Here is a 14355-nt window from a genome sequence, read left to right on the forward strand (position 1 = left end):
GTACTTGTTAACACTTGCCAGTAATAATTATTTTAAGTTGTTTCAAACTAGAGTAGAAAGTGATTTCTTGAGAGCAGGTGAATGTATTGGTAAAAAGAAAAGTGAAACAAAATGCGGCAATCAATAATAATAAAACTCCGAAAGAAAGCTTACCAGATGCAGAATTTGCATTAGAGTATGAAGGAGAAAATAGCGCAAAGTATGCTAATCGTAATTCAAAAAAAGGGAAACAAAAATGAGGCGTTTTTTACAAACGCCTCATTTTTTTGTGGGATTATAAAGGTTTTTTTAATTATTTGTAAATTTACTGTTTTCTATTGGCAGAAAAATGCGAAAAAACATAGAAGTAGCAACGTATTACACAAAAACAAACAACAAACAAAAGATTAATGTTGGTTTAATACTGCTTTTACACTAGTTGTTTATATTTGAGTTGTACATAAGATTTGTAAAAGGAGAGAGAAACAGTGAAAAAAACAATCTTTAAAGCTGTAGCGACTGGAATGGTATTTTCGTTATTAATGGGGTGTGGTGCAAAGAAGGAAGAAAGTGCTGGAGCGAAAGTGAAAGATGACAAATTATCTGGATCATTAACTGTTTACACAGCAATTGAAGAAGAGCTTGTACCAATTTATCTTGATTCCTTTAAAAAGAAATATCCTGATGTGAAATTGAACATTGTACGTGATTCAACAGGAGTTATTACCGCGAAATTGCTAGCTGAAGGGAAAAATACACAAGCAGATGTTGTATGGGGAACTGCGGCATCAAGTCTATTAGCTTTAGATAAAAAAGATATGTTAAAAGGATACTCTCCAAAAGGAGCAGATCGTGTTCTTCCGCAATTTAAAGACGATAAGCAACCTGAAAAATGGGTAGGAAATACTGCATTTATGACGGGGATTGCTGTAAATAAAGAAGAGTTAAAGAAGAAAAATTTACCAATGCCAGAATCATATGAAGATTTAACGAAACCAGAGTATAAAGGAACACTTGTTATGCCACATCCAGCATCATCTGGAACAGGATTTTTAACAGTTTCTGCATGGCTACAAATCATGGGTGAAGATAAAGGCTGGGATTACATGAAGAAACTTCATGATAATATGGCAAGTTATACGCATTCAGGATCAAAACCAGCGAAATTAGCAGGAGCAGGTGAATATCCAGTCGGTGTATCAATGGTTTATAGTGCTTTAAAAGAGAAACAAAAAGGTGCACCAGTTGAAGTTGTACTGCCGAAAGAAGGATTAGGGTGGGAAGTAGAAGCGAACGCACTTATTAAGAAAGATAATGCGAAAAATGATAAATTAGCGCAAGCATTTTTAGATTGGGCAATTACTGATGATGTAATGAAATTATACTTTGAGAAAAATGGATTTGCGACAATTAAAAATGATTATAAACTTCCAGAGGGATTCCCGAAAGATGTTACTGAAAAATTATATAAAAAGAATGACTTTAAATGGGCAGCAGAAAATCGTGACAAAATTTTAGAAAAATGGGAAAAAGAGTTTGGCCAAAAAGCAGAACCGAAAAAGTAAGTGAGTGGGAGAGAGAAAAATGAGCGAATATTTATCAATTCAACACATTCAAAAACAGTTTGATGCATTTACAGCGTTAAAAGATATTTCTTTTACTGTGAACAAAAATGAGTTTGTTTGTTTATTAGGCCCGAGTGGCTGTGGGAAAACGACGTTGCTTCGCATTTTAGCGGGACTAGAGGAACCAACGACTGGCAGTATAGCTGTGAATGGAAAAGATATTACAGCATTGCCTCCTGGAAAGAGAAACTTCGGAATGGTTTTCCAATCGTATGCTTTATTTCCGAATTTAACAGCACTTGAAAATATTGAATACGGCTTAAAGACAAAAAAATATGGGAAAGCAGAAGTGAAAGAGAAAGCGCTAGATGCGTTAAAACTTGTAGATTTGCTGAATGTAAAAGATAAATATCCTGCTCAAATGTCTGGTGGACAACAGCAGCGAGTAGCACTTGCACGTGCGCTCGCTCTGTCTCCAGATATTTTGTTACTCGATGAGCCGTTATCAGCTTTAGATGCAAAAGTGCGTGAAAAATTACGTAGGGAAATGCGTGATTTGCAAGAGAAAATAGGAGTAACGACGATTATGGTAACGCATGATCAAGAAGAGGCATTAACGATGGCTGATAAAATTGTTGTAATGAATCATGCGGAAATTATGCAGATTGGAACACCAGAGGAGATTTATCAAAGACCAGCCAATCCGTTTGTGGCAGATTTTATTGGTTCTATTAATTTCTTTTCGAAAAATAACGAAGAACATGCAATTCGTCCTGAACATGTAACAATTGTACAAAAGGACGGTATTAAAACAGTTGTGGAAAGTATGGAATTTCGCGGATCTGTATATCGGACGGAAGTGCGAGTCTTAGAAGAAAACACACACCTTTATAATGAGAAAATTGTAGTGGATATATTAGCATCAGAAGTAGAAGCAACGGCTATTAGAAAAGGAAAGCCGATTCAAATCTCTTTCTCAGAAAATCATATGTTGTCATATGGAAAGAAGGTCATTGTATAGATGGAGATGTTAGAAAACTATAAGGTAGAAAGTACGAAAAAAAAGATTAAGAGAAGTATAGGGAAAGAGGAATGGATCCAAAGGCTCGTAATTATCGGTATGATTCTTTCCTTCCTTATCATACTTGTACTACCGCTATTACAACTATTTACACAAGCTTTTTATAATAAAGATGGAGTTTTCATTGGTTTGGCGAATTTCAGTAAATATTTCACAACACCAACTTTAGTGCAGTCTTTACAAAATACAGTATGGATTTCGGGCGCAACAACAATTATTTCAGTTGCAATCGCATTCGTTTACGCATATGCAATTGCCCGTACGAATGTTTTTGGAAAGCGCGTATTTCAGTATGTAGCGTTATTACCATTGTTCGCACCAACGATGATGCACGGTATAGCACTTACATATTTATTTGGTAATCAAGGGCTAGTAACGAAAGGAATGTTTGGTTTATTTGAAGGTATACAAATCCCTTTATATGGACCAGTAGGAATTGTAATAGCTGAAGTTATGTATACATTTCCGCAAGCCTTTCTCATATTGCTAATTGCCTTTCAAGGATCTGATTATCGTTTATATGAAGCTTCTAATATGTTAGGGGCGAGTAAAACGAAGCAATTTTTCACGGTTACTTTACCTAGTGTAAAGTACGGATTAATTAGTGCAATGTTTGTTGTGTTTACACTTAGTTTTACTGATTTTGGGGCACCCAAAATTGTTGGTGGGCAATATAATGTGCTTGCTACTGACGTATACAAACAAGTGATTGGACAGCAAAATATGCCGATGGGTGCAACTGTCGGAATGATTTTATTAATCCCAGCTATATTCGCATTTGTAGTTGATCGTATTACGCAAAGAAAGCAGGCGAATTACTTATCTTCAAAGGCAGTACCATACAGAATAATAGCTAATAAGAAAAGAGATGTAATCTCATTCATATATTGTAGTGTGATTACCCTTATGATCATTCTATTATTTGTTGCAGTTGGTATTGCTGCAAGTGTGAAAGTATGGCCATATAATATGAGTTTTACATTTGAGCATTTTAATTTTTCAAGTTTAACAGGAGATGGACTTGAAGCATTTAAAAATAGCGTAATTGTTTCAGCAGTTACAGCAGTTATTGGGGCGATTTTAACATTTGTATTCGCATATGCAATTGAGAAAATAGACCAGCTACAATTTTTCAGAAAAACAGGTTACTTTTTCTCTATAGTGCCGTTAGCGATACCAGGTTTAGTACTCGGATTAGGATATGTCTTTTTCTTTAGTCAACCAACGATTCAAATTCTTGGACTATCAGTAACGAATCCGTTTCATTCTTTATACGGAACAATCGCTGTGTTAGTACTAGTAAATATCATTCATTTTTATTCTGTAACATTTGTCACGGCAACGACTGCCTTAAAGAAATTAGACCGAGAGTTTGAGCTTGTTTCGCAGTCGATGGGTATTCCGTTTTATAAAACATTCTTACGAGTAACAGTACCAATGTGTTTACCAGCAATTTTAGAAATGGTAATGTACTACTTCGTAAATTCAATGGTAACTGTATCGGCAGTTGTATTCCTATATGCAGCTGATTTTAAACTAGCTGCCGTATCAATCGTAAATATGGATGATGCAGGAAATGTAGCGCCAGCAGCTGCAATGAGTGTACTTATTGTTGTTACAAATATTGTAGTGAGAGTTGTATATGAATGGGGAACGAAAGCACTTCGTAACCGAACTTCACAATGGCAAAAAAGATAAGTAAGAAAGGTGATGGACAGAATGAAAATTGAAGCAGTTATTTTTGATTGGGCAGGTACGACGGTTGATTACGGATGTTTTGCACCACTAGAAGTATTCATGAAGATTTTTCATAAACGCGGCGTTGAAATTACAGCAGAAGAAGCACGTAAGCCAATGGGATTATTAAAAATAGATCATGTAAGGGCACTAACAGAAATGCCTCGTATTGCGGATGAGTGGAAGCGTGTCTTCGGTCAATTACCAACAGAAGCAGACATTCATGAGATGTATGAAGAGTTTGAAGAAATTCTCTTTTCTATTTTGCCAAGTTATGCTACGCCGATTGATGGGATAAAAGGAGTAATCGCTTCTTTACGTGAGAGAGGCATTAAAATCGGTTCAACAACTGGTTATACGAGAGAAATGATGGATATTGTAGCAAAGGAAGCAGCGCTACAAGGATATAAACCTGATTTTCTTGTTACGGCAGATGATGTTCCAGCAGGCCGCCCATACCCATGGATGTGCTATAAAAATGCAATGGAACTTGGTGTGTATCCGATGAACCATATGATAAAAGTAGGGGACACAGTATCAGATATGAAAGAAGGTAGAAATGCTGGAATGTGGACAGTTGGTGTAATTCTTGGAAGTAGTGAGCTCGGTTTAACGGAAGAGGAAGTGGAGAGTATGGATTCGGTAGAGCTTCGTGAAAAAATAGAAATAGTTCGTAATCGGTTTGTTGAAAATGGGGCTCATTTTACGATTGAAACGATGCAGGAGCTCGAAAATGTAATGGAACATATCGAGAAACAAGAACTTATTATTTCATAAAAGGGGTACGGGATCATGAATGAAAATCACTACTTATTATTAACACCAGGACCATTAACGACAACAAAATCAGTAAAAGAAGTTATGCTATACGATTGGTGTACGTGGGATGTTGAATATAATACGATGGTGCAAGAAGTAAGAGCTAAACTTGTATCGCTAGCGACGAAGGAAGAAGAGAAATATACAACAGTGTTAATGCAAGGAAGCGGTACGTTTTCAGTTGAAGCAGTAATTGGCTCTGTTATTCCGGCAAATGGGAAGCTGCTCGTTTGTACAAATGGTGCGTACGGTAAGCGCATTGTGCAAATGGCAGAGATGTTGCAGATTGATGTAGTGGTCAGTCAAACAGAAGAGTGGGAACCTACTAATATTGTAGAAGTAGAAAAGTTATTGCAAGAGGATAAAGAGATTACGCATATTGCAGTTGTTCATTGTGAAACAACGACAGGCATTATAAATCCAATTGTAGATGTATGTAAATTAGGAAAGCGGTATGGAAAGGTTACAATTGTTGATGCGATGAGTAGTTTCGGCGGGATTGAAATAGACATTGCTGATTTACAAATTGATTTTTTAATTAGTAGTGCGAATAAGTGTATTCAAGGGGTTCCTGGATTCGGATTTGTAATCGCAAAACGTGATGAATTATTGAAGTGTAAAGGGCAAGGACGCTCTTTATCTCTTGATTTATATGATCAATGGGAAACGATGGAAAAACAAAATGGGAAATGGCGTTTTACTTCACCTACACATGTTGTACATGCTTTTTATCAAGCACTACTTGAACTAGAAAAAGAGGGTGGAGTAAGAGCGCGTTACAATCGATATTACAACAATCAAAAACTACTAGTGAATAGAATGGGAGAAATCGGATTTAAGCCACTAGTAGATGAGAAATATCAATCTCCTATTATTACATCTTTCATTTATCCAAAAGGGGAGTTCGAGTTTCAACAGTTATATAACGAATTAAAATGCTATGGATTTGTTATTTACCCTGGGAAAATTTCGAAAGTAGATACGTTCCGGATTGGAAATATAGGTGATGTACATGAAGAAGATATTAATCGCTTAGTTGATAGTATTGCTAAAGGAGCTGTTATTGGGTGAAAGTATTTTGTTTAGGTGGAGCAGGTAAAATTTGTCGTGAAGCTATTTTGGATTTAGTTCAATTTTCATCTTTTGAGACGATTACTGTAGCCGATTTTAACGAGGAAGAAGGCTGTAAAGTAGTAGAATGGCTCAACGATCCTCGTGTTGATTTTGTAAAAGTAGATGTAACGAATCACGAGGATACGGTTGCAAAAATGAAAGGTTATGACATTGTAATGGACGGTACGACGATAAAGCTAAACGGATTGTCGACTCGCTGTATTGCAGAAGCAGGCTGCCACGGTGTGAACTTAAATGGATTTGGTGAAGAAAATGAATCGCATGCTATATTTGTTCAAAATGAAAAAACATGTTTGCCTGGGTTTGGCATGACGCCAGGTGTAACGCAAATGATGGCAATGCATGCAGCAAATCAACTGGATATTGTAGAGTCTGTCCGCGTAAGTCACGGTTCGTATCGTCCGATTGCTTTTTCTGCTTCAATTACAGAGACAACGACATATGAATATGATCCACATTTACCATCGCGTACAGTGTATGAAGATGGTGAATTTAAACAAGTACTTCCGTTTGCGCGTCCGAGAGAAATAGAATTGCCAGCGCCTTATGGTAAGGAAACGCAGTATATCATTCCGCATTCTGAAACGCTTACGTTAGCAAAGGCACTAGAAAATAAAGGTGTCAAACTGATAGAGACGAGAGGAACTTGGCCGAAGCAAAATATGCAACTTGTACGTGCTTTATATGATTACGGCATATTGCGTAATGATCAGATTGAAATAAACGGGAAAGAAATAGGCATTATGGATTGTATTTCGCAGTATTTATTGCAATCGAAAGAAGGACAAGAAACAGAGCTTTATGGTTATGCACTTCATGTAGAAGTAATAGGTATGAAAAATAATGAGAAGCAAAGACATGTGTTATATCATACACATCCGTTATCTGATGGTTCTGTTGTAGGATGGGGAAAATTAAGGGCGTATACGAGAAACGTCGGTATTCCATTTGGGATTGCCGCAGAGTTAATTGCAACTGGAAATGTAAATAGGTTGGGTGTTGTTACGCCTGAAGAAGCTTTTGAAAATCCACAATTAATTTTTGATGAGCTAGCAAAGCGTGGTATTCATATTCATGAAGAAGTTTCTACTTACAAAGAAAATTATAACTTTGTATAAGTAAGGAAGTTTATGAGGGAGATATAAATGAGGTGAAGCTATGTCTGTAGTAGGAGAAGAAAGAAAGCGAACCATTCTTGAAAAGGTAGAATTTAAAGGAAAAGTAAAGGTTTCAGAATTAGCGAGAGAATTTGCTGTATCAACAGAAACGATTCGTCGTTATTTAGAAGAATTAGATCGTGAAAAGAAGCTGAAAAAAGTGTATGGTGGAGCTGTTCAACTTCCAGGCGCTGGGGTAGAGGCACCGATGTTAGAAAGAGAAATGCTACATATAGAAGAGAAGAAAAGAATTGGTTATAAAGCAGCGACATTTGTAGAAGATGGTGATGTCATTGCAATTGATGATGGAAGTACACCGCTTCAAATGGTTCCATACCTTGTTCATCGTAAAAACTTAACGATTGTAACAAGTTCATTTCCGGTCGCAACACAATTAATTTCTTCTATTAATAAAAAAATGTTTCACGGTGAAGTTTTATTTATAGGTGGAAAAGTATCTCCAAAGCATTCGCGTGTATCGGGATCTATTTCGCAGCAAGTAATACAGCAATTCCATTTTCATAAAGCGTTTGTTTCGATTGATGGGTTATTACCTAGTTTTGGAGTTTCCAGCTTTGAATTAGAGAAAGCGAAATTGTCAGAGGCGATGATGAAATTAGCTGAGAAGACATATATTTTATGTGATCATACGAAGGTAGGCGTGAAAGGGAATTATCGTATAGCAGCATTTTCACGTATTCAACATGTAATTTGTGATAAAAAAATGCCATATAGTTTTGAAGAAGAACTTATGAAGCATAATATTCAGTGGACAGTTTGTTAAATAAAATGAAAGTACCTAAACTCCCGCCTAATTTTTAGGAGGGAGTTTTATTATCTGTAAATCGTAAAATAAAAGATTTGCAGTTATGCAAAAAGTGGACACATTTTCTCACCTCTTTCATATAATTTACCAATACAAAAAAAGTTGGTCGAAGGAAAGAAGGGAGAACATGTCAGAACGAATATATAATAAACTTGTATTGTACGCGAATATTTTGCAAAAAATAGGTGTCATCAATGAGAAGGAAAAAAGTGAAATTCTTCATACGATAGGTAAAAAGGCCCTTTGAATAAAGGGCTTTTTATTTTTTATCTTTAAAAATATAAATTCAATGTAATATTACCATTGACAATGATAATGATATTCATTATCATTTATTTGCGGGTAATTGATAAGGGTTATCAATTATAAAAAATTATATATGATAGGGGATATTATTTTGAAAAAAAATTATATGAAGGCGCTAGTAGTAGCGACAACATTAGCAATTCCATTTGCTACGTATTCTACTCCAGCATTAGCGGTATTAAAAGTTGAAGCAAATCAATCGGTAGCAGCAGCGAGTGATCGCACGTATGATACTGAGATTAAAATATATAAGGACCAAAAAGATGAGCCATCTATGGTTTCTCAATATATAAAAGATCCTAAAGTAACGATTGCAGCTGGCAAAAAAATTGTCACTGTAACAATGCAAGATAGTGATTATTTTCAATATCTTAGAATAGAAGATAGAAACCAGCCTGGTGTATTTCATGATGTGAAGGTTTTGTCAGAAGATAAGAGGAAGAATGGAACGAAAGTAGTTCAATTTGAAATTGGTGAGTTTGAGAAGAAGCACAATATGCAAATGCATATACTTATTCCAGCTATTGGATATGATCACAAATATCAAGTTCAATTTGAAATTAAAGATCCAACTGTAGGTAACAAAGAAACAGAGAAACCAGATGATAACTCTAATTCAGGCAATACGGAAACGGATAATCCAGTTGATAATCAAAATATGATAACAGATAACAAATTAAGAGAACTTGTGAATAAAAAAGTATTTAATAGAAAAGATTTAAATACACCAATTACGAAAGAAGAGTTATTACAAGTAAAGGATTTGTTTTTAAATACGAATGAGATACTTGATTATAGTGCATTAAAATATATGCCAAATTTAAAATCTTTAACAGTTGCGAATGCGAAGATAAAAGACCCGTCGTTCTTTGCGAACTTAAAGCAATTAAATCATTTAGCTTTGCGTGGTAATGAATTTGCAGATGTAACGCCACTTGTTAAGATGGATAATTTAGAATCTCTTGATTTAAGTAATAATAAAATTACAAACGTTGCACCACTAACTGAAATGAAAAATGTAAAAAGTTTATATCTATCAGGCAACCAAATAGAAGATGTAACAGCATTAGCGAAAATGGAACAACTAGATTACTTGAATTTAGCAAATAATAAAATTACGAACGTTGCTCCATTAAGCGCTTTGAAAAATGTAACATACTTAACTTTAGCAGGTAATCAAATTGAAGATATTAAAGCGTTATATTCATTACCTTTAACAGACTTAGTATTAACACGTAATAAAGTTAAAGATTTATCCGGCATTGAGCAAATGAAGCAATTAGAAGAATTGTGGATCGGGAAAAATGAAATAAAAGATGTTACTCCTCTAAGTAAGATGACACAGTTAAAACAATTACACTTACCTAACAATGAGTTAAAGGATATTACGCCATTATCAAGTCTAGTAAACTTACAAAAGCTTGATTTAGAAGCGAATTATATTTCAGACTTATCACCAGTGAGCAATTTGAAAAAATTAGTATTTCTAAGTTTTGTTGCAAATGAAATCCGTGATGTCCGACCAGTTATAGAACTAAGTAAGACGGCTTATATTAATGTCCAAAATCAAAAAGTATTTTTAGAGGAAACAGAAGTAAATAAAGAAGTAAAAGTACCTATATATGAAAAAGATGGTGAGGTTTCTACGAAAATCCGTCTGAAGAGCGATAACGGTACGTATAGTAATGGTGTAGTGAAATGGAGTACACCAGGTGAGAAAGTATATGAATTTGGCGTGAAAGATCCATTCGCGGATACAGGAATCTTCTTTACAGGATCTGTTATTCAAAATGTAATAGAAAGTAAAGACGGTAATACATCTAAAGAAGATGAGAAAACAGAAGTGGTAGAATTTAAAGATGTACCAAAAGGACATTGGTCAGAAGAAGCAATTAATTACTTAGCGAAAGAAAAGTTATTTATAGGCTATGGAAATGGTGAATTTGGATTTGGGGATAACATTACTCGTGGACAAGTAGCACTTCTAATACAAAGGTACTTAAAATTAGAAAATAATCTAAAACCAAAAACGACATTTACAGATACGAAAGGAAATATGTATGAAACGGCTATTGATACAGTAGTTCAAGCTGGTATTATGACAGGGTATGGAAATGATACATTCCGTCCAGATGGAGTATTAACTCGATATGAAATGTCAGTAGTACTACAAAGAGTATTTCAGTTAAAAGAAAATGAAAATAGTGCAGAGAACTTTAAAGATATACCAAATGGCCATTGGGCGAAAGGATATGTGAAAGCTTTAGTAGATAATAAAATATCAAAAGGTGACGGGGAAGGGAACTTTTTAGGAGATAATTTCGTAACACGTGAACACTACGCACAGTTTTTATATAATGCAATAAAGAAATAAAGTGAAACTTTAATCAGTGGGGGTCTTACTGCCCGGCAAATAGCGGGATAAAAAATGAGGAAAATACGCTATTCTTTAATTAAAGAATAGCGTATTTTTTTATGTGCAAAATGAAATAGGCAATAGATAGGAGTATAGACATATGAATAGCCTATTTTAAAGAAGAACCACGAAACTATATTGACAAAAAAGCGTTCTCATGTGATAATTCAATTAAATTTTTAGAATAATCAAAAAATATTCCTTTTACATAGAAAGGATTCGAACCTTATATGAATATTATGCCGGGGGTGACGAAATGTTATTTTTTCTGAAGAAATGGAATGAATTAAAAGATGTGAAATCTGAATTGGCACTTCGTGATTGGTTTTATGGTACCAAAATTAGCTTATCGCTATGTACGTCAAAAGAGCCGTTAACATTCTTAGTAAATGTTGAGGGAAGAGATAAAGGGCTATTTTCGGAAGAAGATTTTATTGTCGTAAATTGCATGTGCGAGTCAGTATTTGAAAATGAAGAAAAACCAGCTGCAGAGTCATTTATGCATGCGGATATTTATAAAAAAAGTAGTGCAGGATGTATTTTACAAGTGCAGACTGTAGATAGTCATTTAATATCAGAGTTATATGGGGAAGAAGGAGAAGTAACGTTCGATAAACGCAGTGTGGAGCGTGTTTTCGGAAAAGAAGGTATAACAGAAATGACAATTCCAATTGTAGAAGATGAAAAAAAATTCGCTGATTTATTAGAAAGCAATGTTCCGAATTTTATTGAAGGTGGAGGAGTAGTTCTTGTTCATAATTACGGCATGATTGTGTGGGGGAAAACGCCAGAAGAATCGAAAAAATGGCTAGAGGGTATAGAATATTTAATGAACTATCATGTAAAGTTATTAATGATTAAGGGCGCAAGGAGCTCTGTTATATAAAAATGTATGTGATATGGATACAAGTTAATAAATAAATGAAAGCGTTTTAAAAATAATTTCACTCATAAAATATAGGTCTCCTTATTATATATAGATTACATGTTGACATGTAAGGAGGAACATATTTTGCGAGTTAAATATCATTTTCTGCCAAAGCAGCAAGTAACATTTTGCAAAATAAATGATTCTGGTGAAGAGGCACTGCAAATGATGAACGAAACGGGATTTCGAGCCATCCCGGTATTAGCAGAAGATGAGAAGAAATTCATGGGGATTATTTATAAAGTAGATTTATTAGAAAAAAAATGCAATAGCGGATTAGATCATGTAAGTGCAGGAGATATGCTTGACAATTCCAATGCATTTATTTTTGAAAAGGATTCCTTCTTCAGAGCCTTTTATGTAATTCGTCGGCTTCCGTTTTTAGCCGTGCTAAATGATTATAATGAATTTGTCGGTATGTTAACACATTCGAATATATTTGATGTTATTGAAGATTCATTTGGTATGCGAACAGGTGGTTATATATTAACAATTGCAACACAAGATTGTAAGGGGACGATTAAAGAGCTTGGGACATTGTTAAAAGCATACAATATCGGTGGGTTGTTTACACTCGATAACGGTGATCAATATATCCGCCGGGTTATTGTAAATATATCAGATGAGTTAGATGAAACAAGATTAAAGCAATTAATCGGAAAAATAGAGAAAAAAGGATTCAGAGTGAGTCATGTAGATTATATTTAAGTTAAAAAGAAAAGTACCTATCTGTTATATACAGATAGGTACTTTTTTGTCCCGTTATTTGTGGGCAGTAAGATCCCCACCTCAAAATTCAGCGAAAGCAATGGGGGGTTCCCGTAAAAGCCCGATTGATGAGGGCTGATTATATGTGAGCAATGAACTTTATTTTGAAACAGGAGGCGGGGATAATGCTAGATCAGATAAAAAAATAAAGTCTGCATGCTCACGAATTTTAGGGATAGAAGTTTCAATAACGCGTGATGTAATTTCACCTGGGGGGCCCACATGCCCGATAGCTACCATAATAGGCTTTTCTTGAATTTTTTTGATGAGTAATTGGGCTTGTTTTGAAATATGTCCTGCTGTATACACATCATCAAAAAATAGTTGGTTTTCAATAATAGGAACTCCTAATTCTTTTCCGATTTTTGGGACGACACTATTAGGATTCGTTTTACTATCTAAGTAAAATAAACCGTGTTTTTTACAAGCAGCAAGTATAAGGCGAACAATTCTTTCATCTGCTGTTACTTTTGACCCCATATGATTGTTCATTCCAATTGCATGCGGAACTTCTTGAATTGCTTGTTCAAGTCGGTTGTTTATTTCTTCATCGCTTAAATCGGTTGTAATTGCTTTTGGTCCAAGCCATTCTTTTTTACCTTTAATAGGTTCCATTGGCATATGTATAATAACTTCATGACCTTTCTTATGGGCAGCTATTGCATCTTCTTTTGTGGAAGGAAGAAAAGGCATAACAGCAACAGTTAGTGGAATTGGAAGTGACAACATTTGATTAGTCCCCTTCATATTATTGCCGAAATCATCAATGACAATAGCAACTTTATTCGTATGAGCAGTTGCTTGAATGGGAAATAAGAAGGACGGTAAAAACAAAACAATGATGAATAATGCAATCGTATATTTTCGCATATAAATATTTCCTTTCTATTGTTATCCCGCTATTTGTGGGTAGTAAGACTCCCACCTCAACATTGGGCTGGATAGGTGGGAGATTCACTGCCAATAAACGCCCGATTGGTGAATGCTAATAATCAGTGGGGCTGAACAAAAAACACTGATGAAAGTTTCACTTTATCAATCATCATTATGTTTTGCTTTTTTATATAAATTAAACAAAAAATGTCGAAGAAAAGTAGGTGGAAAATTAAGAATCCCCGGTTTACGTAGAATTTGTAAAAAAAGAAGATGAAAAAAATGTCTATTATTGCGAATGTATTTACAAAGATAGAATAATTTGTAATAATTCTCAAAGTGAGGGTAAAGATTTGTAAATTACAGGGAGAAAATGTTAAATTTTCTGATTCTTCAAATTTGCATATGATTAAGTAGTTAAAAAAGTCAATGGAGAAGTGAACTTGAGAGCATGGAAGTATAATAAGGGGGATATGGATGTTTACTGTAAAAAGGAAGTACACATTAGAAAAGCTTTCACGTGATATTCATATGAAACGTGAAGAAATGATTCAACTAGGATTAACAAGTGGGCTAAATAGTAAGGAGACAATTCAAGTTAGTCAAGAATTGGACAAGCTTATTTTACAATATCAGTGTTATAAAGAAAAACAAACACCGAAATGGTTTTCAATTATAAAAATACCTATTTTCCAAATCGGGTATGAAGGAAAATCAAATAATTTTTGGCGAATGCTTGTCGCTGGTTTTATGAAATAAGTATAAT

The 14355-nt window shown here is 34.7% G+C and carries 13 protein-coding genes; 12 read left to right on the forward strand and 1 reads right to left on the reverse strand.

The features are described from left to right. The first annotated feature begins 86 nt into the window (after positions 1-86). The 11 genes from ACTJJY_RS00665 to cbpA all read left to right on the forward strand — a co-directional run bounded on the left by ACTJJY_RS00665 (position 87) and on the right by cbpA (position 12656). The gene (locus tag ACTJJY_RS00665) at positions 87-239 is read left to right on the forward strand and encodes a hypothetical protein (protein ID WP_000240799.1); all 153 of its coding nucleotides are present in this window, start codon (positions 87-89) and stop codon (positions 237-239) included. A 228-nt stretch (positions 240-467) separates the two neighbouring features. Next, complete coding sequence (locus ACTJJY_RS00670) at positions 468-1544, forward strand: putative 2-aminoethylphosphonate ABC transporter substrate-binding protein (protein ID WP_000750893.1); 1077 nt, start codon at positions 468-470, stop codon at positions 1542-1544. 19 nt (positions 1545-1563) lie between these two features. Next, a complete protein-coding gene (locus ACTJJY_RS00675) occupies positions 1564-2565 on the forward strand; it encodes a putative 2-aminoethylphosphonate ABC transporter ATP-binding protein (protein WP_000006197.1) in 1002 nt (333 codons plus the stop codon). After that, complete coding sequence (locus ACTJJY_RS00680; protein ID WP_440604780.1) at positions 2566-4323, forward strand: putative 2-aminoethylphosphonate ABC transporter permease subunit; 1758 nt, start codon at positions 2566-2568, stop codon at positions 4321-4323. A gap of 21 nt (positions 4324-4344) precedes the next feature. Then, a complete protein-coding gene (gene phnX / locus ACTJJY_RS00685) occupies positions 4345-5139 on the forward strand; it encodes a phosphonoacetaldehyde hydrolase (RefSeq protein ID WP_440604781.1) in 795 nt (264 codons plus the stop codon). 15 nt (positions 5140-5154) lie between these two features. Then, the gene (phnW, locus tag ACTJJY_RS00690; RefSeq protein WP_440604782.1) at positions 5155-6252 is read left to right on the forward strand and encodes a 2-aminoethylphosphonate--pyruvate transaminase; all 1098 of its coding nucleotides are present in this window, start codon (positions 5155-5157) and stop codon (positions 6250-6252) included. Then, positions 6249-7433 carry a saccharopine dehydrogenase family protein gene (locus ACTJJY_RS00695; protein ID WP_440604783.1) on the forward strand — a complete coding sequence of 395 codons (1185 nt, stop codon included), beginning with the start codon at positions 6249-6251 and terminating at the stop codon, positions 7431-7433. Before phnW ends, ACTJJY_RS00695 begins: the two co-directional genes overlap by 4 nt. A gap of 40 nt (positions 7434-7473) precedes the next feature. Continuing rightward, complete coding sequence (locus tag ACTJJY_RS00700) at positions 7474-8256, forward strand: DeoR/GlpR family DNA-binding transcription regulator (protein ID WP_000117666.1); 783 nt, start codon at positions 7474-7476, stop codon at positions 8254-8256. Positions 8257-8677: 421 nt separating this feature from the next. Next, positions 8678-10978: an NEAT domain-containing leucine-rich repeat protein gene (locus ACTJJY_RS00705; RefSeq protein WP_440604784.1), complete on the forward strand. Its 2301-nt coding sequence runs from the start codon at positions 8678-8680 to the stop codon at positions 10976-10978. A gap of 298 nt (positions 10979-11276) precedes the next feature. Beyond that, entirely contained in the window at positions 11277-11906 is a 630-nt protein-coding gene (locus tag ACTJJY_RS00710; protein ID WP_053564937.1) for a class II aldolase/adducin family protein, read from the forward strand. 126 nt (positions 11907-12032) lie between these two features. Next, positions 12033-12656: a cyclic di-AMP binding protein CbpA gene (cbpA, locus tag ACTJJY_RS00715; protein WP_001264203.1), complete on the forward strand. Its 624-nt coding sequence runs from the start codon at positions 12033-12035 to the stop codon at positions 12654-12656. Positions 12657-12815: 159 nt separating this feature from the next. Here the strand turns inward: cbpA and ACTJJY_RS00720 are convergent, their stop codons facing one another. Beyond that, the gene (locus ACTJJY_RS00720; RefSeq protein ID WP_001234112.1) at positions 12816-13586 is read right to left on the reverse strand and encodes a divergent polysaccharide deacetylase family protein; all 771 of its coding nucleotides are present in this window, start codon (positions 13584-13586) and stop codon (positions 12816-12818) included. A 480-nt stretch (positions 13587-14066) separates the two neighbouring features. Between ACTJJY_RS00720 and ACTJJY_RS00725 the strand changes: the two genes are divergently transcribed. Next, positions 14067-14348, forward strand: coding sequence for an aspartyl-phosphate phosphatase Spo0E family protein (locus ACTJJY_RS00725; RefSeq protein ID WP_000495527.1), 282 nt, complete (start codon positions 14067-14069; stop codon positions 14346-14348). Positions 14349-14355: the final 7 nt, after the last annotated feature.

The sequence above is a fragment of the Bacillus sp. 22475 genome, assembly GCF_052044835.1.
Lineage (GTDB): Bacteria > Bacillota > Bacilli > Bacillales > Bacillaceae_G > Bacillus_A > Bacillus_A cereus.